Below are 25,940 nucleotides of genomic sequence, written 5' to 3' on the forward strand. Positions count from 1 at the left end.
CGTTTTCGCCTATTCCGCCACTCGGGATCGGGCTGCGGCGTCTGCCGCGCCCGTGCCTGCCCTGTTCTTCTCGACCCAACCCTCGATGTTGCGCTGAGGGGCGACGCTCATGGCAAGGGAACCGGCGGGAACGTCCTTGCGGACCGTGGCGCCGGCACCTGTCTTGGCGCCGGCTCCCAGCCTAACGGGCGCGACGAGGGTCGTGTGCGACCCGGTGTGCACCTCGTCCTCGACCACGGTGCGGTGCTTGTTCACATCGTCGTAGTTCGCGGTGATGGTGCTCGCACCGAGATTGACGCCGCGCCCGATGGTCGCGTCGCCGACGTACGACAGGTGCGGGACCTTGCTGCCCTCGCCGATCTCGGCGTTCTTCGTCTCGACGTAGGCGCCGATCTTGCCTCGTGCTCCCAGGACGGTGCCGGGGCGGAGGAACGAGAAGGGGCCGACGGTGGCCTCGGCGCCGATCACCGCGAGCGTGGCGTCGGTGCGGCGGACGATCGCATCTTCTCCCACCTCGCAGTCGACGAGCGTCGTGTCGGGCCCGACGATGGCGCCCTCGGCGATCGTGGTGGCTCGCAGGATGTGGGTGTTCGGGAGGATCGTGACGTCGGGTGCGAGCGTCGCGTCGTCATCGATCCAGGTCGTCGCAGGATCGATGACGGTGACGCCCTCCAGCTGCCAGCGGCGGACGATGCGGCGGTTGAGCAGTCGGCCGACCTCAGCGAGCTGCGCGCGGTCGTTCACCCCGTAGGTCACCGTGACGTCGGACACCACGGATGCCGCGACGCGGCTGCCGTCGCGGCGCAGGAGCCCGGGAACGTCCGTCAGGTACATCTCGCCCTGTGCGTTGTCGACTCCCACCGACGGGAGGTACTTGCGCAGCGTGCCGACGCGGAACACGTACATGCCCGCGTTGATCTCGCGAACCGCCGCTTCATCGGCGCTGGCATCCTTCTGCTCGACGATGCGGTCGACGCCGCCCTCGGCATCGCGGATGACACGGCCGTAGCCGTTCGGGTCGTCGACGACCGCGGTCATCAGAGTCGCCTCGGCGTCCGCCTCGCGGTGGGCGTCGAGGAATGAGCGCAGAGTGTCGGCATCCGCCAGCGGGCAGTCGCCGGAGAGCACGAGGACGTCTCCGTCGAAGGATGCGGGAAGCGCATCGACCGCGACCTGCACGGCGCGTCCGGTGCCTGGCACCTCGTCCTGATCGATGAACACGGCATCCGGGTAGTCCGCTTCGAGAGCAGCGATCACCTGGTCGCGCTCGTGCCGCACGACGACCTCGACGTGGGAGGCCTCGAGCCGGCCGGCGGTCGTGAGGACGTGTCCGACGAGTGGTCGTCCACCGATCGGGTGCAGCACCTTGGGCAAGCGCGAGCGCATGCGGGTTCCCTGGCCTGCGGCGAGGATGATGATCGCGAGATTGTTCCCAGTCATGCTCCGCCGCCAGGACTCGAACCTAGACCTAACAGCTCCAAAGGCTGTCGTGCTGCCATTACACCACGGCGGACCGCGGCCCTCGAGGGAGCCGCGGGTCAAGTCTGCCACGTCCGCCTGCGTGCTACCGGCGATAATGGACGGATGACAGAGGCTGATGAGGTTGATCGGATCGTCGGCGCCTGGAACACCCAGCGCCCCGACCTCGACTTCTCACCCCTCGAGGTCCTCTCTCGGATGGACAGGCTGACCCGCCTGCTCGACCGCGCCCGGCGCGACGTGTTCCGCCGCAGCGATTTGGAGGCCTGGGAGTGGGATGTGCTCTCGGCGTTGCGTCGCGCCGGGGCTCCCTTCCAGCTCTCCCCCAAGCAGCTGCTTCAGCAGACACTGGTGTCGAGCGGCACCATGACCAACCGCATCGACCGGCTGGTCGGTCGCCGTTTCGTGCGACGCGAGGGCGACCCGGCCGACGGCCGCAGCGTGCTCGTCACGCTCACGGATGACGGGCGGATCAGGGTGGATGCCGCGATCACGCGCCTCGTCGACGTCGAGGACGACCTGCTCCAGGCCCTCTCCAAAGGCGATCGTGACCGGCTCGCCGCGCTGCTGCGCAAGCTGAGCCTCAGTTTCGACGCGTGAGGGACTGACGACATGGCGATGCTCTCCCCTCTTCCGGTGCGCGACGGCGTCGGCGCCACGCGCCTGCACGTCCCGATGAGCGGCGAATGGCCCACCGTGGGCGCCTACATGATCGACCGCTTCTTCCATCTCGATCCCGAAGGCCTGCTCAGCCGTTTCGACCGCGGTGAGATCGTGGCCCGCGACGGCACTCCCCTGGCTCGGGACACGCCCCTGGGTGTCGAGGAGTTCATCTGGTACTACCGTGATCCCCCTGTCGAGACACGGCTCCCCGTCGAGATCGAGGTCATCCATCAGGACGACGACCTGGTGGTCATCGACAAACCTCATTTCCTGCCGACCATCCCCGGCGGAAAGTTCCTGCAGAACTCTGCGCTGATCCGCCTCCGCAACCTGCTCGGCAACGACGAGCTCGCACCGATCCACCGACTCGATCGAGCGACCGCCGGAGTGCTCATGTTCTCGGCGCGCCCGGCCACCAGAGGGCCGTATCAGCTGCTGTTCGAGACCCGACAGGTGCAGAAGGTCTACGAGGCCGTCTCCGCACGTCCGGCCGACTGGGATGCGTCGCGGTTCCCCCTCGTCTACCGCAACCACATCGTGAAGCTGCGCAACGAGCTGAAGGTCCAGGTCGACGACGACCGCGAGCCGAACGCCGAGACGCTGATCGAGGTCCTCGATGCCGACGAGCGTGTCGTGCACACGCTGCTGCGCCCGCACAGCGGCAAGATGCATCAGCTGCGGGTGCACCTCGCAGCTCTCGGCCTCGGCATCCTGAACGACCCGTTCTACCCCGAGCTGCGGGGCGAGCGCCCCGATGACTTCGATCACCCCAAGCAGCTGCTCGCGCGTGAGCTGCACTTCGTGGATCCGCTGAGCGGTGCGCCGAGGGTGTTCTCCACGACGCGCACGCTGCAGGAAGCGCCTGTCAGCGGCGCATGATCTTGCGCGCGAGCCGCGTGCCGAGCATCTGCACGAGGTGCACGAACACCACGATCAGAACGATCGCGGCCCACATCACGAGCGGCTCGAACTGACGGAAGCCGTAGATCTGCGCGAATGCTCCGAGGCCGCCGCCGCCGATGAGACCGGCCATCGCGGTCATGTCGATGAGCGCGACGACGATGAACGTGTACCCGAGGATCAGCGGTCCGAGGGATTCGGGGATCGCCACGGTGAAGAGGATGCGCCAGGGCCCGGCGCCCATCGCGCGGGCGGCCTCGATTACTCCAGGCGAGACCGAGACGAGGTGCTGCTCGACGATGCGGCCGATCGCGAAGGCAGCGGCGAGACCGATGATGAACGCGCCGGCCGTGGTGCCGATGCCGGTGCCGACGACCACGCGAGCGAAGGGCTGCGCGACGGCCATGAAGATCACGAACGGGATCGGGCGGAAGAAGTTCACCGCGAGGTTCGCGACGACCGAGACGGGCCGGTTCTGCGCGAGCCCGCCTGGACGGGTGACGTAGAGGATGACACCGATCGCGAGGCCGAGGATGCCGCCGAGCACGAGCGCGAACGACGTCATGTAGAGCGTTTCGAGCGCGGCCTTCCAGAATTCTGGCCACAGTTCGTTCAGACGATCCATCAGCGCGCCTCCTCTCCGGCGATCTCGGTGACTTCGACGCGCTGCGAGATCTCCCCCAGCGTGCGGTCGATCACGGCGCCGTCACCGCGGATCGCGAGCGTGAGATGGCCGAAGGCCCGCCCGCGGATGTCGTTGATCCCGCCGTACACGAGCTCGAAGTCGAGCCCGGCGCCGGCGAGGTCGAGGAACACCTGCGCCTGCGACGAGTCTCCGTCGCGGAACGAGAAGGTGACGAGGCGGCCTCGGTGCCGCTCGCGCAGCACACTGAGCTCGGACGGCGAGGGGATACCCTTCACGACCGTGCCGACGAAGCGCTGCGACGCGGGGTTCTGCGGGGCGGAGAAGACGTCGAAGACATCGCCCTGCTCGATCACGCGACCGTTCTCCATGACCGCGACCTTGGTGGCGATCGTCTGGATGACGTCCATCTCGTGGGTGATCACGACGATCGTGACGCCCTGCTCCCGGTTGACGCGCTTGAGCAGATCCAGCACCTCGTGCGTGGTCTGCGGGTCGAGGGCGCTGGTGGCCTCGTCGGCGAGCAGGATGGCAGGGCCCGTGGCCAAGGCGCGGGCGATGCCGACCCGCTGCTTCTGACCGCCGGAGAGCTGCTCGGGGTAGGCCTTGGCCTTGTCAGCCAGGCCGACGAAGGTGAGGAGCTCGGCGACCCGCGTATCGATGTCGGCCTTCGACCAGCCGGCGAGCTTGAGCGGGTACGCGATGTTCGCCTTGACGCTGCGCGAGGCGAACAGGTTGAACTGCTGGAAGATCATGCCGATCCCCCCGCGGACCTTGCGCAGCTCGCTCTCCCGGAGGGAGGTGATGTCCACGTCGTCGACCGTGATGGTGCCGCCGGTCGCGGGTTCGAGCGCGTTGATCAGCCGCACGAGGGTCGACTTGCCCGCGCCGGAGTATCCGATGATGCCGAAGACATCGCCCTTCTCGATCGAGAGGGTGACGTCGTCGACGGCCACGACCTCGGCGTCTTCACGGGTGCGGGAAGGGTAGGTCTTCGAGACGTTCGTCAGGGTGACGATCGGCATGTGGTGCTCCGGTCTGCTTCGGGAACGAAGAATCGGGTGACGCACGAAGCGCCACCCGATTCTCCCTCATCGGACGGGGGTGTCTTGCACCCGGTCGTCCTACTTCTTGGCCTCGGTGTCCTCCTGGACCTTCTTCAGCGAGGCGACGAGGTCCTCGACCGGAGTCTGCAGCGGAACCGCGGTGTCACCCGACGACTCGATCAGACCGGCCTGCACGTCCTCGTTCGTCTGGAAGATCTCGACGAGCTTGAGGTACGTCTCGTTGTCTGCGTCCTCGGCGCGCGACGCGAAGATGTTCACGTACGGCAGCGCGTTCGGGTCCTCCGGGTCGTCCTGCGCGATCGCGTCGTCGAAGGTCAGACCGGAGTCCTCCACGAAGTCGTTGTTGATGATCGCCGCGGCGACGTCGGGCAGCGACGTGGGGATCAGGGCTGCCTCGAGGGCCGTGACCTTCACCTTGGACTCGTCGGTGTCGACATCGGCGAGATCCGAGAAGATCGTTCCGCCGCTCTTGAGCTCGATGAGTCCGGCCGACTGCAGCACCAGCAGCGCACGTGCCTGGTTCGACGCGTCATCCGGAACGGCGACGGTCTCGCCCTCGGGGATGTCGTCGACATCGTCGTACTTCTGCGAGTACAGACCCAGCGGGTAGATCGCAGTCGAGCCGATCGGCGTCAGGTCGGAGCCCGAGGCGCTGTTGTACTCGGCCAGGTACACGATGTGCTGGAACTGGTTGAGGTCGATCTCTCCCTCGGTCAGTGCGGGGTTCGGCTGCTCGTACGAGCCGAAGTCGACGAGTTCGACCGTGATGCCCTCGTCAGCGGCTGCCTCGACGAAAGGAGCCCACTGTGCGTCTCCCTTGCCGACGACGCCGATCTTGACGGTCTCGTTCTCGGAGTCACCGCCGCCGGAGCCGGCATCGGAGGATGCCGTCGCGCAGCCTGCGAGCGCGACGAAGAGCGGGACCGCGGCGAGCGCGGCGATGACGGATGTGGTCCGACGGGATGCTGTGATGGACATGAGTGTTCGGGTTCCTCTCTTGGGGGACTCGAATACGTTAGGCAGCGCGACGCCGCAGGCGACAATCGAGTGTCACAGAGCGTCACAGCTCTCAGTCGTACTCCTCGATGCCCTGCAGTCGGACCTGCTCGAGGTCGAGCCGCGCCGAGATCCGGCGCACGACGAGATCGTCGACTGTTCCCTCTCTGCGGAGCCCGAGGAGCACCTCGCGCTTGCGGTCGATGAGGGCGAGCTTGAGACGCGTGTGCTCTTCGTGCCGCAGCAGCGGCGAGCGCTGCATGACGTCGACGTCGACCGAGGTCGCGAGCATCTGCAGGGTCCTGACCTCGCCTTCGGGGCTCTCCCCGTCGGCGTCGATGCGCGTGGCGTCCGGCAGACGCAGCACCGTCTGCGCTGCATCCGATCCGCCGTCTCCCGGCCGGCCGTCACCCGCGGTCTCGGACATCGTGTTGCCGCTGCCGAGGGGATCCGGCTCGTCGAGCAGCACGTCGAGCGCCTGCGCCTCGGCGTCCACGATCGCCTGTTCACGGGCCAGTGCGCGCGCGTTCGAGAATTCGAGCATCTGGTAGCCCTCCGCGCGCACCTTGTCGCGGATCTCCTGTCCGACGCCGTGCTCTGCGGCGAGGTCGTCGAGGGCCGCGAGCGCCGCACCCGAGATCGCACGTTCGGCGAGCTCGTACTCCTCGTCCTCCCTGTGATCGACCGGGAAGCGGGCCCAGCGGACGATCGCCGGCAGCAATGGCCCCTGCACGAGAAGACTCAGCAGGATCACCCCCGCAGTCACGAAGACGATCTCGTCGCGACCGGCGATCTCGCCTTCGGTCGCGCTCGCGGCAGGCACTGACAGCGCGATCGCGAGCGACACGGCTCCCCGCATTCCCGCGACGGTCGACACGGCCATCGACCGCGCCCGCGCCCCGGGCGACGGGCGAGGGACCGTCCTGCGCTGGAAGAGGATGTTCACGACTTGGAAGAGGTAGCGCACGACCAGCAGCGTCACCCACACGCCGAGGGTGATGAGCACGAGGCGTCCGATCGCCGCCGCGGAGATCTCGTGCGCGACGAACTGCACCTCGAGCCCGATCAGCACGAACAGCGCTCCGTTGAGGAGGAAGACGCCGAACGGCCAGGCCGCGTCGGCCTGACGCCGCGACGATGCCGTGGTCACTCGTGGCGAGACGTACGCGACGATGAGACCGGCGACGACGACAGCCAGCACTCCCGACGCGTGCACGATCTCGGCGAGCAGGAAGGCCGAGAACGGGATGAGCAGGAGCGTCACGTTGATGACGATCGTCGACGAGGTGCGGCGCAGCAGCAGGTAGCCGAGGGCAGCGATCACGACACCGGCAGCGATCCCTCCGACATACGAGGTGAGCACCGACATCGTGACAGACAGCGGCGTGATGTTGCCGCCGAGTGCCAGCGATACCGCGATCGCGTAGAGCACGAGCGCGGTGCCGTCGTTGGTCAGGCTCTCAGCCTTGAGCTTCATGAACATTCGACGCGGCAGCAGCCGGCCGAGGGCTGCGACGGCTGTGGCATCCGGCGGGGCGACCGCGGCCCCGAGGATGAGAGCGGTCTCCCACGGCATCCCGAACAGCAGTCCGACGCCCGCGACCGCGAAGGCGGATGCCACGACCAGCACCGTGCTCATCGGCAGGATGTAGCGGAAGTCGCGGCGGATCGAGCGCAGCGACGTCGTCAGGCTCTCCCAGAACAGCATCACCGGGAGGAAGAGCAGCAGCACGGTCTCGGGCGGGAGTTGGATCTCACGCAGCTGCGGCACGAAGCCGAGCAGCAGTCCGATGATGACGAGCACCAGGGGCAGCGCCAGCCGCACTCTGGGCGCGAGCAGCGTCCCCACGAGGATCGTGAGTCCGATCAGGACGGTGACCTCGAGTCCTTCCATCTGAACCTCCCGGGTACCGCAGGATCAAGCTGTGCGATCCCGGATGGCATCGAACCCCGCCCAGAGCACAGCGCATCGCAGTGCCACCGTATTCCCACGGAGGCCGGATCGCGAGGGGTCGGTTCAGTCGAGCTCTTCCGTCAGCTCGAACCAGCGGAGTTCGAGCTCCTCGATCTCGGCCTGCTGATCGCTGATCGCCTTCATCTTGTCGCCGAGGCCTGCGAAGTCCGACTGATCGTGATCCGCCAGAGCGGTCTTCGCCTTGTCGACCTGCTGGGTGAGCTTCTGGATGCGACGCTCGAGCGAGGCGACCTCTTTCTGCGCTGCGCGCAGGGCGGCGCCGTCGAGGCTCGGGGCCTTCTTCTCGGTGTTGACGGCGGTCTGGGATCTGCCGGGGGCCGACGTCTGCAGATGACGCAGGCGCAGGTACTCGTCGACCCCTCCGGGGAGGTGTCGCAGGTGCCCGTCGAGGATCGCGAACTGCTGATCCGTCACGCGCTCGAGGAAGTACCGGTCGTGGCTGACGACCAGCAGGGTTCCCGACCACGAGTCGAGCAGGTCCTCGATCGCCGCGAGCATGTCGGTGTCGAGATCGTTGGTCGGCTCGTCGAGGATGAGCACGTTGGGCTGGTCGAGGAGAACGAGCAGCAGCTGGAGGCGACGCTGTTGACCGCCCGAGAGGTCCTTCACCGGAGTCGAGAGCTGCGCCGAGTCGAAGCCGAGCCGCTCGAGCAGCTGCCCGGGAGTGAGCTCCTGCGCCTTGGATCCCGCGCCCATCGTGTACGAGGTCCGCAGACGCGAGATCACGACGCGCACCGGCTCGCGCCGCACGTCCTCGAGTTCGTCGAGACGCTGCGTGAGGGTCTTGACCTTCACGGTCGTGCCGCGCTTCACGCGGCCGACGGTGGGCTCGACCGTGCCCGAGATGAGTCCGAGCAGCGTCGACTTGCCGGCGCCGTTGACTCCCAGGATTCCGGTGCGCTCGCCCGGTGCGATGCGCCATTCGACGTCGCGGAGCACCTCGCGTGTGCCGCCGTCTGCGGTCGGGTAGGTCACTCCGACGTCGAGCAGGTCGACGACGTCCTTGCCGAGGCGTGAGACGGCGAGCGACTGCAGCGAGATCTTGTCGCGGATCTCGGGCACGTCGGCGATCAGCTCGTTCGCCGCGTCGATGCGGAACTTCGGCTTCGCGGTTCGGGCGGGCGCTCCCCGGCGCAGCCAGGCGAGCTCTTTCTTGGCGAGGTTCTGGCGCTTGGCCTCGGTGGCAGCCGCCATCCGGTCGCGCTCGACGCGCTGCAGGATGTAGGCCGCATAGCCGCCCTCGAAGGGCTCGACGATGCGGTCGTGCACCTCCCAGGTCTCGGTGCAGATCTCATCGAGGAACCACCGGTCGTGGGTCACGACCATGAGAGCGCCCGAGTTCGGGCTCCAGCGCTTCTTGAGGTGCCCGGCAAGCCACGTGATGGCTTCGACGTCGAGGTGGTTGGTGGGCTCGTCGAGGGCGATGACGTCCCAGTCGCCGGTGAGCAGCTTGGCGAGCGAGACACGACGACGCTGGCCACCGCTGAGGGAGCCGATCTCGGCATCCCAGGGCAGATCCTTCAGCAGACCCTCGATCACATCGCGGATGCGGGGGTCGCCGGCCCACTCGTATTCGGGGGTGTCTCCGACGACCGCGGCACTGATGGTGAGGTCGTCGCTGAGGGTGTCGGCCTGGTCGAGGACGCCGATGGTCGTGCCGCCGCGCACGGTGACGCGGCCCGAATTCGGCTCCTTGATGCCGGCCAGCATGCCGAGGAGGCTCGACTTGCCGTCGCCGTTGCGGCCGACGATGCCGATGCGGTCGCCCTCTTCGATGCCGAGGGTCACGGAGTCGAAGACGACCCTCGTCGGATATTCGAGGTGAAGGGCTTCTGCCCCGAGAAGATGTGCCATGTTGCTTCCCAGGGTAGTCGGGCGCGCTGTGCGCCCCGGTCAGACTAGGGCGGCCTCGATCGCAGGAATGTGCCGCGCCTGCATCCGGTCGTCCCAGTGCCCGAGGAGTTCGAACGTCGCGATGCGGAAGACGAGAGCGCGGATCAGGAACTGCCGGTCCACATTCCTGGCGTCCGCGAGCCGGATCATCTCCGCGGGGTCGAGGCCGTGCCAGCACGCGGCGTCGGCGAAGACGATCGCAGCGGCGAAGGCGACCGGACGCCAGTAGGGCGCCCAGTCGATGACCACCGGAGGCTGTCCCGGTTCGAACATCACGTTGCCGAGAAGATCCCCATGGATGATCTGCGCTGTCGCCGAGACCGGGCGGAATGCGGCGATCAGACGATGGAGGGTCGCGTTCGCAGGCGGCGGCTCCTCCTGCCAGGCGATCCTGTCGGATCTCGCCCACGGATCGTCGGCCTGATCGAGGAAGTCGGGGCGGTCGAGCCCACGGACCGCGTGGTGGAACGCCTCCCCTGCGTCGAGCACGTCCGTCACGCGCGTCTCATCCGCGGCACCCGGGAGCCACTGCCAGGCCTCCCACCGGTCGAGCGTCCACGCTCCGGATCGAGCGGCGATCGGACGTGGAGTGCGGAACCGTGCGGAGTGAGGCAGCTCTGCGAGGACATTCGCCTTCCACACCGTCTCACCGTCGCCTGCCGACGGACGCAGCACCGTGTCGCCGGCCCGCCAGGTCAACCCGCGCCCGCCCGGGAGGTTCCGGATCTCGTCCTGGTGCGTGGCGGAGACTCCGAACTCGGCGAGCGTGGCGCGTGAGGGTGGGAGTGCCGTGGCCATGGGCCGAGGCTATGGCAGGGGGTCGTGACGGGGAGCGCCGAACAGTTCGGGAACGGATGCGACGAACTCTTCGAAATGGCTGTACCAGACGGTGTGCGCGGCATCAGGGATGCGTCGCACATCGATACCGCGTCGCTCGAATCGCACGACATCGGCGTCGGTCACCCAGTTGCTCGGATCGGCGCGGATGACGATCGAGCCTGCATCCGGAAGCCACTCGTGATCGGACCCGCAGGAGACGGACGCCATCGTCGCTGGGTCGAAGCACTCGGCGGAACGTGCCTCAGCCTCGGCATCTCTCGCGGAATAGAAGGGGCGTGACGCCCGCAGGTAATCGACGGATGATCGAGCGCGTCGATCCCGCGCGTACTGCTCGGTGAGGCGTGAACGGTCCTGGCCGCCGACGAGCGAGAGCGACGCGTCGATGTAGACCGCGAGTTCCGCGCGGAGCTCCCCCGCCGCCTCCGCGAGGACGCTCGCCCCATAGGAGTGCCCGATTGCGGCCACCCGCTGCCCGAATGCGAGGTCCTGCACGGTCTCGACGACGGACGTCGCGGCCTGTTCGATGGTGAGGCTCGGGTTGCGTGGGGACAGTCCATGCCCCGGCAGATCCAGTGCGAGTACGCGGTGCCCCTGCGCTGTGAGGCGAGGGATCACTCGCCACCAGCTCTCGGACGAACCCATCATCCCGTGGAGCAGGACGACGGTGGACGAGCGCTCGTGCGCGTCTCCTGCGCGTGCGTTTGCGTCCGGTTCTGCGTCGATCGCGTGAAGCAGCATTTCCCCAGTGTGCCAGAAGTCGTTATCTCTTCGTAATAATAATGAGTCGGGAATATCTCGAATCTTCGTTCGAATGTCGGTGGTTACTGATCTACTTATTGCATGACAGCACTGCTCGACGCGACGGACTCCCAGATGGCGACACTCGCCGATCTGGTGACGTCGCTGCAGATCGTGGAGGCGACGGTGAGCAGCATGATGGCGGCTCGCGACGGACTTCTCGCAATCGCCGGGCGACTGGCGATCGACATCGCGAAACAGGGAGACCATCCTGATCGCGGAGACCACTCTCTTCGCACCGTGGCTGCCGAGATCGCCTCCGTGCAGCACGTCAGTGATCGCACCATCGAGCGGCGGATGGCAGCTGCGGGAATGTTGATCGACCTCTTTCCGACCGTGTGGGAGGCGCAGGGTCAGGGGCGCATCAGCGCCGCACATGCCCGGGTCATCGTCGACGCCGGGTCGCACATCGAGTCGCCGAGCGCCAGCCAGGCGTACGCGACGATCATGCTTCCTCTCGCCGAGGTTGAGTCGCCCAATCGGTTGCGGGCGCTGGCGCGTCGAGTGGCCGAGCGATTCGCGCCCACGACCGTGACGGAGCGACACCGCAACGCGCGTGCTCAGCGTCGCGTCTGGGTGACTGACGGCGAAGACGGGATGGCCGGGTTGCATGCGCACGCGCCCGCGGCGCTGATCCACGGCATGTTCGACCGCCTCTCGCAGATGGCGCACGCACTGCGCGACGAGAACCTCCGCGCGAGGCGGGAGGCGAAGCGAGAAGGTCGAGAGTTCGAGGCAGACGACCGGACCATCGATGAGATCCGCGCCGATCTGCTCACGGACCTGGTGCTCAGCGGCACGCCGACCGGGCACGACACCGAAGACGGGCTGCTCGCAGAGATCACGGCTCGCATCGAGGTCACAGTTCCGGTGACGACCCTGATGGCCGATGATGCGAGCCCGGCGTCGAGCGACCAGATACCGACCGGTGAGGGCTCCGCGACGCCGCCAGCCGAACTCGACGGCGTGATCCCCATCGATACCGACACCGCGCGGAAGCTCGCAGGCATGGCCACGGGGTGGGATCGGGTGATGACTCATCCGATCAGCGGGCGGGTGCTCGCAGTCGACCGATACAGACCCGGCAAGCACCTACGACGACATCTTCGAGCGAGAGACCAACGTTGCCGCTTCCCCGGATGCGGGATCGCCGCGCGGAAATGCGACCTCGACCACAATCACGCAGCATCGGCGGGTGGCGCGACCTGCGAGACGAACCTCGCCTCGTTCTGTCGGCGACACCACGTCCTGAAACACCACTCCCCCTGGCATGTGGAACAGAAGCAGGGCGGAGTCGTCGAATGGACGAGCCCGACCGGTCGCACCTACATCGACACTCCCCCTGCACCGAACACGGTCACCTTCACCGTGTCCGACGACGTGCGCGCCCCGTTCTGACGGTTTCGGCGTACGCGCAGTCCATGGGCTGTGGATAACTGCGGCGGCACCGACCGCACTTTGACTACGGTGGCGCGGTGACCCCTCCTCGCTCGCTACCCTCGCCCGCTCCTCGACCGATGACAACGCGCAAAAGAAGTGTGGCTGTCGTGTTGGTTGCGATCGCTCTCGGCCAGCTGCTCGGGTGCGCACCAGGGCCGGCACCGGTGCCCACGCCGACACCTGCATTCGCCAGCGAGGAAGAGGCGTTTGCGGCGGCGGAAGAGGTGTACCGGGCGTATTTTGACGCCCTAAGCGCTCGGGCACGTGGTGATTCTGAGCCTGACCCACAAGAGTTTCTTACGTCTCTCGCGCTCGAAAGCGACATCGAGGCTCAAAGGTCACTACGTGAATGGGGGCTACGGGCCAGCGGGGAGGCGAGGATCCTGTCTTTCCGCGGGACAGAGGCAAGTATTGGCGAGCCGACCGCGAAAGTCGAAGGAATGGTGTGCATCGACGTATCTGAGTTTCGAGTCGTTGATGCGGGCGGCATCGACGTCACCCCTCCTGACCGAGGCGACGTTGTCGCACAGCTCGTGGAATTCTCCGGAGACGGCGATAACCTGCTGATCGCTCACGAGGATTCCGCAGATGGGGAGACATGCTAACCAGGACCGCGATGGCCTTGATGGCCGTCGCACTAGTGCTGGCGATGCCTAACGCTGCCACTCGGGCTAGTTCGGGCTGCACCACGTCCTCGCAAATGATGGGTCTCTGCGGTTCAACCGACGGCTCGTCTCTTACGATCTCCGGCACGCAACAGCAGCAGGGCACCAACCCGAACACGGACACACGCCGGAGCAACGGCGGCCCCTCCGACCCCGGTGCACCATCGGGGCCGAGCGATGAGGCGATCGATCTCGCGGCGTGCATGGATGACTCGGGCACCACGCGATGCGCACCCCGTCTGAACCGGCCCGCTGCGCCGGCGGCGACCCCGCTGGCGACGGGCACTCCGACGATCGTCATCTCCGACCTCGCGCGGTTCGCCCCGGCATCCGTCCTCGCCACCGCCGAGCCGGGAAACCTCGGGATCGCCGGCATGCCGACGAACTTCATCGGCGCAGCGACATCGCAGGTCCAAGACGGCGAGCTGTTCGGCATCCCCCTCCGCGTCCGCTTCACACCGGCCGGATACGACTACACGTTCGGCGACGGCAGCTTCGCGACAGTGACGACACCGGGGCAGACCTGGGAGGCGCTCGGTCAGGCGCAGTTCACGCCGACCCCGACCAGCCACGTCTACCGCGACCCCGGCGTGTACCCAGCCCGAGTTGACATCCGATACACCGCACAGGTGGACCTCGGCGGCGGATGGATCGACATTCCCGGGCAGCTCACGACGCCCGGTGCCGTCCAGGATATCCGCATCCTCGAGGCCCGCACCGCGCTCGTCGCCCACACCTGCGACGAGAACCCGGCCGGCATAGGCTGCTGAAGAACGCACCGCAGCAGCACGCCAACAAGAAAGACCCCCGGCCCCGAAGGTCGGAGCGGCCCTGTTCTGTCAGATGGCTGATCGCTTTCTCGTACGACTCGACGATCTCGAGGAGGCTCGGCCTTCCGAGAGCAGATTCACCTACGGCGCTCTGCTACTCGAGACGCAGCCGCCGACCGATCCCCTCCGGCCTAAACTAGACAGGTGCCATGGAGTCGCCGGGTGTTCTCGCTCTCACTAGCCAACCGCAAGGCAAAGCTGGTGCAGTCGAGAAGGCGACCCGGTCGCTTCGAGCTCAGCGTGGATGGAATTGCGCAGTCCGTCGTCTCGATCACCGAACCCACCGACCTCGAGTACAGCTACACCCAACACATCGCCCGCGCAATGGATGCCGCCGCCGAGCCTGATGCGCCGCTGTTCACCGTGCATCTGGGGGCCGGAGCACTCACGCTGGCGCGCTACGTCCAGGCGACGCGCGCCGGATCACCTCAGCTGGTGGTGGAGTTCGAACCCGCGCTCTACGCCGCCGTCATCGACGCGCTGCCATTGCCTTCCGGGTCTGACATACGAGTCATCCTCGGTGACGCTCGGACGGTCGCGGACGCCGCTCTTCCGAATGAGAAGACATCGCCGGTGCAGTCATCTCCGTCCCCCGGACTTGACGACGCAGCGAGTTATCGCACCGCAATCGACACAGATTGGGTGGAGGCGTGCTTCACCGTCGTCGATCTCTGGGATGCCGCCGTCATCCGGCATCGTGTGGCCAGCCAGGAGTTCTATCGCCGGGTCGCCGCGCGCTCCGCAGCAGCGGGCGTAGTCGCCGTGAACCTGCTCGACGGGCATCCGTTCGAATACTCACGACGACAGGCCGCGACCCTGAGCACCGTGTTCGATCACGTCGCTGTCGTGCTCGACGCAGAGCCGGAAGATGCGGAAGGGCCGCTCGGCAACGTCGTCATATTCGCGAGCGATGAGCCGCTGGACAAGGTGACTGCCTCCGCTTTGCTCGACACACCGCGACCTCATCTCCTCCGAGATGGCCCTCTGACGTCGTGGATCGCTGAAGCGCGCATCATGACAGATGCCGACGGCACAGACTCTCCCGATCCCGACGACCCCCGCTGGGGCTAGCGCACCGCGTGCGGACGTCTTCCGACAGAGGACGGCCGCTTCCCGCCAGCGGCTCGCCCGCGCGCGGCTCGCACCGCGTGCGGTGTGAAAAGTCGACCCGACATGGCAAAGAGCCGCCCGGGTCGTATGACCCGGACGGCCCCTCGTTTGCCCTTGGCGAGGACTAATCGCTTACTGGTACGACTTCACGATCTCGAGGAGGCTCGGCACGTTGGCGTATGCCTCGGCCGCGTTCTCCTTGGTGACGATGATCGGGTCGAGCAGGTATGCCGGAACGACCTTGGCGCCGTTGTCGTACGACTCTTCGTCGTTGACGTCGACGTCCTCGCCCTTCTGCAGCTGGCCGACCATCTTGATCGACTGCTCGACGAGCAGCGCGGTGTCCTTGTTGATCGTGGAGTACTGGATGCCCTCCATGATCGACTTCACCGACTCGACCTCGGAGTCCTGACCCGTGACGACCGGAACCGGCTTGCCGGCCTGCTGCACCGAGGTGATGATGGCGCGAGCAAGGGTGTCGTTCGGGGACAGCACGCCGTCGAGAACCGTGTCACCGCTGTACGAACCGGTGAGCAGCGTGTCCATGCGGTTCTGAGCGTTCTCCGCGAGCCAGCCCTCGGTCGCGGTCTGGGCGATCTCGGTCTGACCCGAGACGACGACCAGGTTGCCGTTGTCGATCTCCGGCTGCAGGACGTCCATGGCGCCGTCGAAGAAGACCTTCGAGTTGGCGTCATCAGGCGAACCCGAGAAGAGCTCGATGTTGTACGGAGCCTCGTGGCCCGCACGTGCGGCGAGACCGTCGAGCAGAGCCTGGCCCTGCAGCTGGCCGACCTTGAAGTTGTCGAACGCGACGTAGTAGTCGACAGCCTCGGTGTTCTCGATGAGACGGTCATACGCGATCACGTACGCGCCGGCGTCCTTGGCCGCCTGCACCTGCGTGGCGAGCTGCTTGCCGTCCTTGGCACCGATGATGATGACCTTGGCACCGTTGGTGACCATGGCCTGGATCTGGTTCTGCTGCTCGGCGACCGTGTTGCTCGCGGGAGCGTACTGGACGTCGGCCTTGAAGCCGGCCTTCTCCAGCCCGTCCGTGAACAGCTGACCGGCGAGGACCCAGTTCTCACTGGTCTTGTCGGGGAGCGCGACACCAATCGAGGAGTCGGCCGCGAAGCCTGCTGCGGCCTCGTCGCCGGAGCCCGAGCCGGTGTCTCCACCGCGCTCTGCCGAGCAGCCGGTGAGGGCGAAGGCAGCCGTCGCGACGAGCGCTGTCGCTGTGACGATGATCTTCTTCATGTGATCTCTTTCTGTGTGATGTGACGGATTCTGCGTGCGAGCACTGCGCGGAGAGTCCGCTTACTCGGCCCTCGTCTTGTCGACGGGCGGGGCTTGGTAAGTCCTGTTGGGTTCGAAGGTCGGCGTGGCCTCCGGGTCGTCCTTGCGATTCGAACGACGCATCATGAAGCCGATCAGCGAGGGGCGACCCTGCTGCTTGTTCCACACGTCGATGCCGACCGCGAGCAGCAGCACGAGGCCCTTGATCATCGAGACGACGTCGGCGCCCTGGCCGAGAAGGGCCAGACCGTTGTTGAGGAAGGCCATGACGAGACCACCGATGATCGACCCGATGACCGTTCCGATACCGCCGGCGACGGCAGCGCCACCGATGAAGACGGATGCGATCGCGTCCAGCTCCCAGCCGGTACCGTCGTTCGGGCCGGATGCCTGCGAACGGGCGACGAAGATCATTCCGGCGAGAGCGGCCATCATCGACATGTTCATCATGACGAAGAAGTCGACCCAGCGATCCTTCACACCCGAGAGGCGTGCGGCCTGACGGTTGCCACCCACAGCGTAGATGTGACGGCCGAAGACCGTGTTGCGGGTGACGAACGAGTAGATGACCACGAGCGCGAGCAGGATGATGCCCGGGACCGGGAAGCTCGTGCCGGGGCGACCGGTGGCGAACATCCAGCCGGCGGCGAGGACGACGACCGAGAGCAGCACGACCTTGACCGTGCTCACCCACACGGGAGCACTGTCGGAACCCATCTTGTGCTGGATGCGGCGGGTGCGGATCTCCCAGAAGACGAGCCAGGCGACACCGAGCAGCGCGAGGATCATCGTCGGCACGTTGAACGGCAGCGGCAGGCCGACCTCGGGAAGGTAGCCGGTTCCGATGTACTGGAAGCCCTTGGGCACCGGGATGGTCTGCGCGTCACCGATGAACTGCTGGGCGCCACGGAAGAAGAGCATTCCGGCGAGCGTCACGATGAACGCGGGCACGCCGACGTAGGCGACCCAGAATCCCTGCCAGGCACCGACCAGAGCTCCCACACCCAGGCCGAGCAGGATCGCCAGCGGCCAGGGGAGGTTCCAGTCGGCCATCGACTTCGCCACGATGATGCCGGTGAAGGCGGCGACGGATCCGACCGACAGGTCGATGTGGCCCATGATGATGACCATCACCATGCCGATCGCCAGGATCAGGATGAACGAGTACTGGTTGATGACGTTGATCAGGTTGCCCGGGGTCAGCGTCGCGCCAGCGGGGTTCTTCAACAGCGTCATGACCTCGAAGAACAGGATGATGACGATGAGGCTGCCCAGGATGCCGAACTGGCGCAGCGAGGAAGTGCCGTTGCTTCCGAACATCTTGCGGATGTCGCTGAAGTGGAAGCCACGCTTCGTTGTCGTGAGGTCGGTGGTCATGCGGGTGCTTTCTGGTTCGCGGAGGTCATGCTGCGCATGAGTGCCTCGGGTGTCGCCTGGTCGGCCGGGATGCAGTCGGTGACCCGACCTTCGAAGACTGTGTAGATGCGGTCGGAGATGCCGAGGAGCTCGGGCAGCTCGCTCGAGATGACGATCACGCCCTTGCCCTGGGAGGCGAGCTCGTTGATGATCGCGTAGATCTCGTACTTCGCTCCGACGTCGATGCCTCGGGTCGGCTCGTCGAGGATCAGCAAATCGGGGTCGGTGAACATCCACCGCGCCAGCACGACCTTCTGCTGGTTTCCGCCGGACAGCTTGCCGACGCCCTCCTCGACACTCGGCGCCTTGATGCGCAGCGCCTTGCGGTACTGCTCGGCGATCGAGAACTCCTGGCGCTCGTCGACCACGCCGCGCTTCGAGATCTTCGACAGCTTCGCCGCGACGACCGAGCGCTTGATGGTGTCGAGCAGGTTGAGACCCAGCACCTTGCGGTCCTCGCTGACATACGCGAGACCGTGCTTGATCGCGGACGAGACGTCGGGCATCGAGATCTCCCGGCCGTCCTTGATGACCTGGCCGCCCAGGAACGTGCCGTACGAGCGACCGAACAGGCTCATCATGAACTCGGTGCGACCGGCGCCCATGAGGCCTGCGATGCCGACGACCTCGCCGCGGCGGACGTTGATGCTCGAGCCCTTCACGACCATGCGCTCGGAGACCGTCGGGTGCTGCACCCACCAGTCCTTGACCTCGAAGAAGACCTCGCCGATCTCGGGCGTGCGGTCGGGGTAGCGGCTCTCGAGCGAGCGGCCGACCATGCCGCGGATGATGCGGTCCTCGTTGATCTCGCCGCGCGAGATGTCGAGGGTCTCGACCGTGCGGCCGTCGCGGATGATCGTGATCTCGTCGGCGATCTGCTCGATCTCGTTGAGCTTGTGACTGATCATGATCGATGCGATCCCCTTGGCCTTGAGGCCGAGGATCAGGTCGAGCAGGTGCTGCGAGTCGTTCTCGTTCAGCGCCGCGGTCGGCTCGTCGAGGATGAGCAGCTTGACGTCCTTGTTGAGCGCCTTCGCGATCTCGATGAGCTGCTGCTTGCCGACACCGAGGGTCTTGATCGCCACATCGGGGTCTTCACGCAGACCGACACGGGCGAGCAGCTCGACCGTGCGCTGGCGCTGCGCCTGCCAGTCGATACGGCCGAAGTGACGGATCTCGTTGCCGAGGAAGATGTTCTCGGTGATCGAGAGCTCGGGGATCAGCGCGAGCTCCTGGTGGATGATCGCGATTCCCGCCTGCTCGCTGGCCGCGATGTCGCGGTAGCGCTGCTCCTCGCCGTAGAGCAGGATCTCCCCGTCGTACGTGCCGTAGGGGTACACGCCGGAGAGGACCTTCATCAGAGTCGACTTCCCGGCGCCGTTCTCCCCGCAGATCGCATGGATCTCTCCTGCGCGGACGGTGATGGACACGTCGGACAGCGCCTTGACTCCCGGGAACTCCTTGGTGATGCTGCGCATCTCCAGGATGGGGCCTGACACGACCGGCAACGTTGCTGTGGTGCTCACAAGATCTTCCTCGCGACGGGCGGTCACACTCGATGTGACCGTTCACATTGGATTACATAGTCTACGCTCGCTCAGGCGGTGTCAAGACCACGAGCGAAATTGTGGCCTTATCGAGCGGCCGATGATTCCCTGGTGCGCAGGGTCGTCTGCAGCGGCCCGAACTGCGGCGTCTGCTCTCCGCGGATCTGGGCGAGCAGCAGACGCACGGCCCGGCGGCCGAGCTCGGGGAAGTCCTGGTGCACCGTGCTGAGCGTCGGCGCGACATGGGCCGCGACCGGGATGTCGTCGAACCCGACGACGCTCACGTCCTCCGGCACACGGATGCCGGCGTCACGGAAACCGTGCAGCAGACCGATCGCCATCTGGTCGTTCGCGACGAACACCGCGGTGAAGTCACGACGACGCGACAGCTCCTGCCCTGCGAAGTAGCCGAAATCCGCCGTCCAGTCTCCGCGGATGGGCGGGAAGGTCGGCAGGTCGGCCTCGCGCAGGGCATCCAGGTAGCCGCGCATGCGCGACTCCGCCTCGATCCAGTCCTGCGGGCCCGCGATGTGGATGATGTCGCTGTGCCCGAGCCCGATCAGGTGCTCGGTGGCCTTGCGTGCACCGGCGACCTGGTCGGCCGACAGGCTCACCCCGTCGGAGCCGGACGCGGTCTGCAGCGACACGAACGGGATCTCCACCGCCATTCCACGAAGCACATGGAACGCCCGCACCTGCGGCGCCAGCACCACGATGCCGTCGACCTGCTCTCGAGCCAGCTGCCTGAGCGCACTCCCGATGGCCTCGGGAGTCGTGGCCGAGAGGTTCAGCGTCGAGACCGAATACCCCTCCTCGCGCGCCGCATCCTCGATGCCGACGATCGAGGAGGTGGGGCCGAACTCGCCGACCGTCGCCGCGAGGATGCCGAGCATGTTGGACTTGCTCGTCACCAACGCCCTGGCAGCGAGATTCGGGCGGTAGTCGAGCACCGCGATGGCGTCGAGCACCTTGGCCTTGGTCTCAGGGCGGATGCTCGGGTGGTCGTTCAGCACTCGGGAGACGGTCTGATGCGACACTCCTGCGAGGCGCGCGACGTCGCGGATGCTGGGCATGCGGGCACGCTCGGAGGCCGTCGACATCACAGACCTCCTCGTATGTGCACGGTCACATCGTCTCTACATTATGTATGCCAGGCACGCCGAGCGCACGCCGAGCCGGTGCCGCGCGTGTGTCGAGCGGGTACCGCGACCGCTCAGGAGATGATGCGGGCGCCCTGCACAGGGCCATGCACATGCAGCGACTCGAGGCCGTGCTCGCGCAGCAGCGACTGCACCTCCTGCGCGCCCTCGGGGCTCGCGCACAGCAGCGCGACCGTCGGGCCGGAGCCCGACACGATCCCCTGCAGGGCTCCGGCATGGATGCCGCGCAGGATCGTCGTCTCGAGCTCAGGGCGCTCGTAGAGAGCGGCCTCCTGCAGATCGTTGTAGATGCTCTCGGCCAGCAGATCCGGATCTCCCGAGCGCAGCGCCTGGAGCACCGGTGCCGGCACCTCCAGGGAGAGGGGCGGATCGTCGGCGAGAGCGCCCTCGTCATCGCGCAGGGCGTCGAGCCGGGCATAGACCACCGGCGTCGAGAGCCCCTCATCGCTCTGGACGAGCACCCAGTCGAAGCGGCCGCGGGCCAGCGCCGGGTTCAGCTGGTCACCGCGACCGGTGCCGACAGCGGTGCCGCCGTGCAGCGCGAACGGCACGTCGGCGCCGAGACGAGCGCCGAGCTCGTGCAGACGCGCCGTCGAGAAGCCGGTGCCCCACAGGGCATCGCACGCGACGAGGGCTGCGGCCGCATCCGCCGATCCGCCGCCCATGCCACCGGCGACCGGCACGCTCTTGCGGATCTCGAGCGCGACGCCGCCGTCGTACTCCGCCGCCGTGGCGAGGAGCTTCGCGGCCCGCATGGCGAGGTTCCGATCATCCAGCGGCACGGCGTCCGGGTCATCGACGCCCGATACCGTGATCGAGAAGTCGTCGGCGTGCCTGGCGATCACGTCCTCATACAGCGACACCGCCTGGAACACCGTCGCGAGCGCGTGATAGCCGTCATCGTGACGGCCTCCCACGCCGAGATAGACGTTGATCTTTCCCGGAGCGCGGACATGAACCGAGTCGACGGGGGCGGCGAAGCTCATCTCGGGGCTCCCGTCACAGCTCCGTGGAGGACGCCCACAGGTCGACGTCGATGGAGCCTGCGGCCTCGTCGATGCGGGTGAGCTGCTCGTCGGTGAAGGCGGGGCCGTTCACCGCTGCGATGTTCTCGTCGAGCTGCTCGGGGCGCGACGCTCCGACCAGCGCGGAGGCGACCACGGGGTTGCGCAGCGTCCACTGGATCGCCAGCTGCGCGAGCGACTGCCCGCGTTCCTTCGCGATCTCGTTCAGCGAGCGGAGCGTCTCGACCGCGGCATCCGACAGCGGAGCCTCGGGAAGCGAGCCGCGCTTCTGCGCGCGCGCCGCGGTGCCGTCGCCGAGGTACTTGTCGGTGAGCAGGCCCTGCGCGAGCGGCGTGAACGCGATCGCGCCCACTCCCGCCTGCTCGAGGGTCTCGGTGAGACCGTCCTCCACCCAGCGGTTGAGGATCGAGTACGCGGGCTGATGGATCACGAGCGGCGTGCCGAGCTCGGTGGCGACGGCGACCGCCTCTGCCGTGCGCTCGGCGCTGTACGACGAGATCCCGACGTAGAGGGCCTTGCCCTGGCGCACGAGCGTGTCGAGCGCCGCGACCGTCTCGGCGACCGGAGTCACCGGGTCGGCGCGGTGCGAGTAGAAGATGTCGACGTAGTCGAGCCCCATGCGGGTCAGGGACTGCTCCGCGCTCGCGAGGATGTACTTGCGGCTCGCGAAGTCGCCGTAGGGTCCGGGCCACATGTCCCAGCCGGCCTTCGACGAGATGATCAGCTCATCGCGGTAGGGGCGGAAGTCCTCGGCGAAGATGCGGCCGAAGTTCTTCTCGGCCGAGCCGTAGGGCGGGCCGTAGTTGTTCGCGAGGTCGAAATGCGTGATGCCGCGGTCGAACGCATGACGCAGCAGCGCGCGCTGGTTGTCGAGCGGGATGTTGTCGCCGAAGTTCCACCACAGCCCGAGCGAGATCGGCGGCAGGAACAGGCCGGAGGTGCCCACCTGGCGGTACTCGAACTGCTGGTAGCGGCTCTCGTCGGCGGCATACGGACGGTGCAGCTCGGGGATGTTCGGACGGAAGCGAGGAGAGTCGGTCACGGTGCCAGGTTAGTCGGTGACGACGGCGTCTTCGATCTGAGCGACGTGCCGCGCAATACGGTGATAGTCATCGACCGTGAGGTCCTCGCCACGAGCGGTCGGCGCGACTCCTGCCGCGATCAGGATCTCGGATGCCGCGGCTGAGCTGCCGAAGAGGTCGGACAGCGCCTGTCGCAGCATCTTGCGGCGCTGGTTGAAGGCGGCATCCACGATCTTGAAGGTGAGTCGGCGTTCGTCCTCCGTGCCGCGCTCGCCTTCCGACCGGTCGAAGCCGACGAGAAGGCTGTCGACGTTGGGGACCGGCCAGAAGACCTGACGAGACACGGTGCCCGACAGCTTCCACTCGCCGTACCAGGCTGCTTTGACGCTCGGGGTGCCGTAGATCTTGGAGCCGGGCTTGGCCGCGATGCGCTCGGCGACCTCGGCCTGCACCATCACGACACCGCGCTTCAGGTAGGAGAAGTTCTCGAGGAAGTGCAGCAGCACCGGGACCGAGACGTTGTAGGGCAGGTTGGCCACGAGCACGGTGGGTTCGCCGGGCAGCTCGGTGATGCGCAGCGCGTCGGCGTCGACGACCGTGAGCATCTCGGCCGGTACTCCATGCTCGACGACGGTCTGCGAGAGTCGGGCGGCGAGCCGGTGATCGATCTCGACGGCGGTGACGGAGGCCCCGGCCTCGAGGATCGCGAGCGTGAGCGAGCCGAGCCCCGGCCCGACCTCGACGACCCGCTCCCCCGGCTGCACCCGCGCCGCATGCACGATCTTGCGGACCGTATTGGCGTCGACGACGAAGTTCTGGCCGAGCTTCTTGGTCGGGGTGACATCGAGCTCGGCGGCGAGCCGGCGGATCTCGGTGGCGCCGAGCAGGGTGACTGTCATTGCTCCATTGTCCCCCACCTCCATCAGTGTCCGAACCGGCCAGTAGTCTGCTGTGATGCCCTCCCTCGGTGAACTGATCGCTCCTCGGCGCATGGGCAGGGATTTCCGCTGGCTGCTCGCGTCATCGTGGACGAGCAACGTCGGAGACGGTGTCGCTCTCGCGGCCGCTCCCCTGCTCATCGCGTCGATGACGTCGTCGCCGATCCTCGTCGCGGCGGGCGCCATCATGCAGTTCCTTCCGTGGCTGCTGTTCGGCCTGCATGCGGGAGCGATCGCCGACCGGTTCGACCGCCGACGCCTGGTGATGGTCGCCAACGCCGCGCGGGCCGTCGTGCTCGCCGGCCTCTGCGTCTTCCTGCTGACGGGCACGGCCAACATCTGGATCGTGCTCGCGGTGGCCTTCCTCTACGGCACGGCCGAGGTGTTCGTCGACACAGCAGGCAGCACGCTGCTGCCGATGCTCGTCAAGCCTGCCGATCTCGGTGTCGGCAACGCGCGACTGCAGGCGGGATACCTGGTCGCGAATCAGTTCGCCGGTCCCCCGCTCGGCGCGTTCCTCTTCGCCGCGGGCACGGCCTGGCCGTTCCTGCTCGAGATCCTCTGCGTCCTCCTCGCGGTCGTCCTGATCTCGCGCATGGCGCGGACGCCCGTGCCTCCCCGGGCCGCAGGCGAGGGCGTCAAGTCGCACGTCCACACCGACATCGGCGAGGGACTCCGCTGGCTGTGGCAGAACCCGCCGGTGCGGATGCTCGTGCTGATCATCCTCGTGTTCAACGTGACGTGGGCGGCGCCCTGGGGCGTGCTCGTGCTCTACGCCACCGAGCACCTGAACATGGGCGCCGTGGGCTACGGAGCGCTGACGACGGCATCCGCTGCGGGCGGCATCCTCGCCACGATGAGCTTCGGGTGGCTCGAACGCCACGTGTCGTTCGCCACCCTGATGCGCGTGGTGCTGTCGCTCGAGGTGCTGATGCACCTGGCCTTCGCCCTCACGACCGCCGGATGGGTGGCGCTCGTGATTATGTTCGTGTTCGGCGCCTACGCCTTCGTCTGGGGCACGATCTCGACCACCGTGCGTCAGCGTCTGGTGCCGGCCGAGCTGCAGGGCAGGGTCGCATCCGTCAACATGGTCGGGGTGTTCGGCGGCATGGTGATCGGCCAGGCTCTCGGCGGAGTGATCGCCCAGGTATGGGGGCTCACGGCGCCGTGGTGGTTCGCGTTCGTCGGCGCTGCGCTCACACTGCTGCTGGTCTGGAAGCCGATCTCGCAGATCGTCAGCGCAGCACCTGTGGATCAGTCGCTGAACGAGCCGTAGACCCTCAGCGTGTTGACGGCGATCTGGGCCGACAATTCGTCGACCTCGATGCCGAGTTCCGCAGCCATGAACCGCACCGTGATCGGCACGAGGTAGGGGGCGTTGGGCCGTCCGCGCAGCGGCGTCGGAGTGAGGAACGGGGCGTCGGTCTCGACGAGGATGCGATCGAGCGGCGTCACCTTCAGGGCATCGCGCAGGTTCTGCGCGTTCTTGAACGTGACGTTGCCCGCGAAGGACAGGTGGTACCCGGCATCCGCGCAGATCCTCGCCATCGCGTCATCGCCCGAGAAGCAGTGGAACACGGTCTTCTCGGGAGCCCCCACACGAGCCAGGGTCTCGAGCACCTCGTCGTGCGCGTCACGGTCGTGGATCTGCATCGCGATGCCGTGCTTCTTGGCGAGTGCGATGTGCGCCTCGAACGATTCGAACTGCGGCGCGCGGCGCTCGGGCTCGGTGCGGAAGAAGTCCAGCCCCGTCTCGCCGATCGCGCGGGTGCGCGGGTGCGCGGCGAGCTCGTCGATCACCGCTATCGCATCACTGAGACCGACACCGCCGAGACGCCCCTGCTCGGCATACGCGGGCGCATCGTTCGGGTGGATCGCGACTGCCGCGAGCACGCGGGGGTCGGATGCCGCGGCCTCGACGGCCCAGCGCGACGACTCGATGTCGCCCGAGGCCTGCACGACGCCCGCGATGCCCACGGCCTCGGCCCGGTCGAGCTGCTCGGTCAGCGACAGAGGTTCGTCACCGTCGAGGATCTCGAGGTGCGCGTGGTTGTCGTAGACCGGCACGGCGAGCGGCTCGGGTGCCGCCGGGTACCGGAGATCCTTGCGTCCGTCGCCGCCTCGTGCCTTCACGTAGGTGTCCGCCACAGCGTTTCGTCTCCTCGCTCCGCTCGTCGCTCAACGACCGATGAAATCGTCTTCATCCCGTTCGTTGAGCGAGCGAAGCGAGACGAAAAGCG

At 67.0% G+C, this 25,940-nt stretch carries 23 protein-coding genes and 1 tRNA gene; 7 read left to right on the plus strand and 17 right to left on the minus strand.

Annotated features, from left to right (window positions below; translation table 11 throughout):
- Window positions 1–9 precede the first annotated feature (9 nt).
- Both glmU and ASF63_RS10655 read right to left on the minus strand, forming a co-directional pair.
- Entirely contained in the window at window positions 10–1,440 is a 1,431-nt protein-coding gene (glmU, locus tag ASF63_RS10650; RefSeq protein WP_056513451.1) for a bifunctional UDP-N-acetylglucosamine diphosphorylase/glucosamine-1-phosphate N-acetyltransferase GlmU, read from the minus strand.
- 1 nt (window position 1,441) lies between these two features.
- Window positions 1,442–1,513: transfer RNA gene (locus ASF63_RS10655), tRNA-Gln, on the minus strand.
- Between the two features lie 71 nt (window positions 1,514–1,584).
- Between ASF63_RS10655 and ASF63_RS10660 the strand changes: the two genes are divergently transcribed.
- Complete coding sequence (locus tag ASF63_RS10660; RefSeq protein WP_056513455.1) at window positions 1,585–2,079, plus strand: MarR family winged helix-turn-helix transcriptional regulator; 495 nt, start codon at window positions 1,585–1,587, stop codon at window positions 2,077–2,079.
- Between the two features lie 18 nt (window positions 2,080–2,097).
- Window positions 2,098–3,021: a pseudouridine synthase gene (locus tag ASF63_RS10665; RefSeq protein WP_200934021.1), complete on the plus strand. Its 924-nt coding sequence runs from the start codon at window positions 2,098–2,100 to the stop codon at window positions 3,019–3,021.
- On the opposite strand, the gene ASF63_RS10670 is transcribed toward ASF63_RS10665, so the two are convergent.
- From ASF63_RS10670 to ASF63_RS10700, 7 genes are all read right to left on the minus strand, one after another.
- Complete coding sequence (locus ASF63_RS10670) at window positions 3,008–3,667, minus strand: methionine ABC transporter permease (protein WP_042537425.1); 660 nt, start codon at window positions 3,665–3,667, stop codon at window positions 3,008–3,010. The genes ASF63_RS10665 and ASF63_RS10670 overlap by 14 nt on opposite strands.
- On the minus strand, window positions 3,667–4,710 hold the full coding sequence (locus tag ASF63_RS10675; protein ID WP_056513462.1) for a methionine ABC transporter ATP-binding protein: 1,044 nt from the start codon (window positions 4,708–4,710) through the stop codon (window positions 3,667–3,669). Before ASF63_RS10675 ends, ASF63_RS10670 begins: the two co-directional genes overlap by 1 nt.
- Window positions 4,711–4,809: 99 nt before the next feature.
- Complete coding sequence (locus ASF63_RS10680) at window positions 4,810–5,730, minus strand: MetQ/NlpA family ABC transporter substrate-binding protein (protein WP_056513464.1); 921 nt, start codon at window positions 5,728–5,730, stop codon at window positions 4,810–4,812.
- A 91-nt stretch (window positions 5,731–5,821) separates the two neighbouring features.
- Window positions 5,822–7,642 carry a Na+/H+ antiporter gene (locus tag ASF63_RS10685; RefSeq protein ID WP_056513467.1) on the minus strand — a complete coding sequence of 607 codons (1,821 nt, stop codon included), beginning with the start codon at window positions 7,640–7,642 and terminating at the stop codon, window positions 5,822–5,824.
- Between the two features lie 123 nt (window positions 7,643–7,765).
- Entirely contained in the window at window positions 7,766–9,577 is a 1,812-nt protein-coding gene (locus tag ASF63_RS10690; RefSeq protein WP_056513470.1) for an ABC-F family ATP-binding cassette domain-containing protein, read from the minus strand.
- Window positions 9,578–9,616: 39 nt separating this feature from the next.
- Window positions 9,617–10,414, minus strand: a complete 798-nt coding sequence (locus ASF63_RS10695) for a phosphotransferase (protein ID WP_056513473.1) — start codon at window positions 10,412–10,414, stop codon at window positions 9,617–9,619.
- A 9-nt stretch (window positions 10,415–10,423) separates the two neighbouring features.
- Complete coding sequence (locus ASF63_RS10700; protein WP_056513476.1) at window positions 10,424–11,194, minus strand: alpha/beta fold hydrolase; 771 nt, start codon at window positions 11,192–11,194, stop codon at window positions 10,424–10,426.
- Between the two features lie 102 nt (window positions 11,195–11,296).
- Here ASF63_RS10700 and ASF63_RS10705 point away from each other — a divergent pair, with 102 nt between their 5' ends.
- The 4 genes from ASF63_RS10705 (at window position 11,297) to ASF63_RS10715 (ending at window position 15,260) form a co-directional block, all read left to right on the plus strand.
- Window positions 11,297–12,652, plus strand: coding sequence for an HNH endonuclease signature motif containing protein (locus tag ASF63_RS10705; RefSeq protein ID WP_056513480.1), 1,356 nt, complete (start codon window positions 11,297–11,299; stop codon window positions 12,650–12,652).
- Window positions 12,653–12,792: 140 nt separating this feature from the next.
- A complete protein-coding gene (locus tag ASF63_RS19050) occupies window positions 12,793–13,299 on the plus strand; it encodes a hypothetical protein (RefSeq protein WP_157534313.1) in 507 nt (168 codons plus the stop codon).
- Between the two features lie 263 nt (window positions 13,300–13,562).
- Window positions 13,563–14,129 (plus strand): hypothetical protein, encoded by a 567-nt coding sequence (locus ASF63_RS10710; RefSeq protein WP_235560769.1) that lies wholly within the window; start codon window positions 13,563–13,565, stop codon window positions 14,127–14,129.
- A 300-nt stretch (window positions 14,130–14,429) separates the two neighbouring features.
- Window positions 14,430–15,260 carry a hypothetical protein gene (locus ASF63_RS10715; protein WP_157534314.1) on the plus strand — a complete coding sequence of 277 codons (831 nt, stop codon included), beginning with the start codon at window positions 14,430–14,432 and terminating at the stop codon, window positions 15,258–15,260.
- 171 nt (window positions 15,261–15,431) lie between these two features.
- Here the strand turns inward: ASF63_RS10715 and ASF63_RS10720 are convergent, their stop codons facing one another.
- The 7 genes from ASF63_RS10720 to rsmA all read right to left on the minus strand — a co-directional run bounded on the left by ASF63_RS10720 (window position 15,432) and on the right by rsmA (window position 23,661).
- Window positions 15,432–16,553 carry a sugar-binding protein gene (locus ASF63_RS10720; RefSeq protein ID WP_056513488.1) on the minus strand — a complete coding sequence of 374 codons (1,122 nt, stop codon included), beginning with the start codon at window positions 16,551–16,553 and terminating at the stop codon, window positions 15,432–15,434.
- A 60-nt stretch (window positions 16,554–16,613) separates the two neighbouring features.
- The gene (mmsB, locus tag ASF63_RS10725; protein ID WP_056513492.1) at window positions 16,614–17,969 is read right to left on the minus strand and encodes a multiple monosaccharide ABC transporter permease; all 1,356 of its coding nucleotides are present in this window, start codon (window positions 17,967–17,969) and stop codon (window positions 16,614–16,616) included.
- Entirely contained in the window at window positions 17,966–19,486 is a 1,521-nt protein-coding gene (gene mmsA, locus ASF63_RS10730) for a multiple monosaccharide ABC transporter ATP-binding protein (RefSeq protein ID WP_056514853.1), read from the minus strand. The genes mmsB and mmsA overlap by 4 nt, the downstream gene beginning before the upstream one ends.
- Window positions 19,487–19,641: 155 nt before the next feature.
- Window positions 19,642–20,655 carry a LacI family DNA-binding transcriptional regulator gene (locus ASF63_RS10735; RefSeq protein ID WP_056513495.1) on the minus strand — a complete coding sequence of 338 codons (1,014 nt, stop codon included), beginning with the start codon at window positions 20,653–20,655 and terminating at the stop codon, window positions 19,642–19,644.
- A 113-nt stretch (window positions 20,656–20,768) separates the two neighbouring features.
- Window positions 20,769–21,701: a 4-(cytidine 5'-diphospho)-2-C-methyl-D-erythritol kinase gene (locus ASF63_RS10740; RefSeq protein ID WP_056513497.1), complete on the minus strand. Its 933-nt coding sequence runs from the start codon at window positions 21,699–21,701 to the stop codon at window positions 20,769–20,771.
- A 13-nt stretch (window positions 21,702–21,714) separates the two neighbouring features.
- Entirely contained in the window at window positions 21,715–22,782 is a 1,068-nt protein-coding gene (mgrA, locus tag ASF63_RS10745; protein ID WP_056312376.1) for an L-glyceraldehyde 3-phosphate reductase, read from the minus strand.
- A gap of 9 nt (window positions 22,783–22,791) precedes the next feature.
- Window positions 22,792–23,661 carry a 16S rRNA (adenine(1518)-N(6)/adenine(1519)-N(6))-dimethyltransferase RsmA gene (gene rsmA / locus ASF63_RS10750; RefSeq protein WP_056513500.1) on the minus strand — a complete coding sequence of 290 codons (870 nt, stop codon included), beginning with the start codon at window positions 23,659–23,661 and terminating at the stop codon, window positions 22,792–22,794.
- Window positions 23,662–23,716: 55 nt separating this feature from the next.
- Here rsmA and ASF63_RS10755 point away from each other — a divergent pair, with 55 nt between their 5' ends.
- Complete coding sequence (locus tag ASF63_RS10755) at window positions 23,717–24,976, plus strand: MFS transporter (protein ID WP_056513503.1); 1,260 nt, start codon at window positions 23,717–23,719, stop codon at window positions 24,974–24,976.
- On the opposite strand, the gene ASF63_RS10760 is transcribed toward ASF63_RS10755, so the two are convergent.
- Window positions 24,955–25,848, minus strand: coding sequence for a TatD family hydrolase (locus ASF63_RS10760; protein WP_056513505.1), 894 nt, complete (start codon window positions 25,846–25,848; stop codon window positions 24,955–24,957). The genes ASF63_RS10755 and ASF63_RS10760 overlap by 22 nt on opposite strands.
- Window positions 25,849–25,940: the final 92 nt, after the last annotated feature.

Origin of the sequence: Microbacterium sp. Leaf320 (genome assembly GCF_001423485.1) — a bacterium.
Lineage (GTDB): Bacteria > Actinomycetota > Actinomycetes > Actinomycetales > Microbacteriaceae > Microbacterium.

Excerpts from the sequence above, each read along its gene's own strand:
- ASF63_RS10690 (WP_056513470.1), bottom strand. The coding sequence starts at position 9,577 with ATGGCACATCTTCTCGGGGCAGAAGCCCTTCACCTCGAATATCCGACG.
- ASF63_RS10735 (WP_056513495.1), bottom strand. The coding sequence starts at position 20,655 with ATGTCGACGGCCTCCGAGCGTGCCCGCATGCCCAGCATCCGCGACGTC.
- mmsA (WP_056514853.1), bottom strand. The coding sequence starts at position 19,486 with ATGCGCAGCATCACCAAGGAGTTCCCGGGAGTCAAGGCGCTGTCCGAC.
- ASF63_RS10705 (WP_056513480.1), top strand. The coding sequence starts at position 11,297 with ATGACAGCACTGCTCGACGCGACGGACTCCCAGATGGCGACACTCGCC.
- ASF63_RS10665 (WP_200934021.1), top strand. The coding sequence starts at position 2,098 with ATGCTCTCCCCTCTTCCGGTGCGCGACGGCGTCGGCGCCACGCGCCTG.
- ASF63_RS10680 (WP_056513464.1), bottom strand. The coding sequence starts at position 5,730 with ATGTCCATCACAGCATCCCGTCGGACCACATCCGTCATCGCCGCGCTC.
- ASF63_RS10685 (WP_056513467.1), bottom strand. The coding sequence starts at position 7,642 with ATGGAAGGACTCGAGGTCACCGTCCTGATCGGACTCACGATCCTCGTG.
- ASF63_RS10740 (WP_056513497.1), bottom strand. The coding sequence starts at position 21,701 with ATGAGCTTCGCCGCCCCCGTCGACTCGGTTCATGTCCGCGCTCCGGGA.
- ASF63_RS10695 (WP_056513473.1), bottom strand. The coding sequence starts at position 10,414 with ATGGCCACGGCACTCCCACCCTCACGCGCCACGCTCGCCGAGTTCGGA.
- ASF63_RS10675 (WP_056513462.1), bottom strand. The coding sequence starts at position 4,710 with ATGCCGATCGTCACCCTGACGAACGTCTCGAAGACCTACCCTTCCCGC.
- ASF63_RS10670 (WP_042537425.1), bottom strand. The coding sequence starts at position 3,667 with ATGGATCGTCTGAACGAACTGTGGCCAGAATTCTGGAAGGCCGCGCTC.
- glmU (WP_056513451.1), bottom strand. The coding sequence starts at position 1,440 with ATGACTGGGAACAATCTCGCGATCATCATCCTCGCCGCAGGCCAGGGA.
- mmsB (WP_056513492.1), bottom strand. The coding sequence starts at position 17,969 with ATGACCACCGACCTCACGACAACGAAGCGTGGCTTCCACTTCAGCGAC.
- ASF63_RS10660 (WP_056513455.1), top strand. The coding sequence starts at position 1,585 with ATGACAGAGGCTGATGAGGTTGATCGGATCGTCGGCGCCTGGAACACC.
- ASF63_RS10755 (WP_056513503.1), top strand. The coding sequence starts at position 23,717 with ATGCCCTCCCTCGGTGAACTGATCGCTCCTCGGCGCATGGGCAGGGAT.
- ASF63_RS10720 (WP_056513488.1), bottom strand. The coding sequence starts at position 16,553 with ATGAAGAAGATCATCGTCACAGCGACAGCGCTCGTCGCGACGGCTGCC.
- ASF63_RS10700 (WP_056513476.1), bottom strand. The coding sequence starts at position 11,194 with ATGCTGCTTCACGCGATCGACGCAGAACCGGACGCAAACGCACGCGCA.
- rsmA (WP_056513500.1), bottom strand. The coding sequence starts at position 23,661 with ATGACAGTCACCCTGCTCGGCGCCACCGAGATCCGCCGGCTCGCCGCC.
- ASF63_RS10710 (WP_235560769.1), top strand. The coding sequence starts at position 13,563 with ATGGATGACTCGGGCACCACGCGATGCGCACCCCGTCTGAACCGGCCC.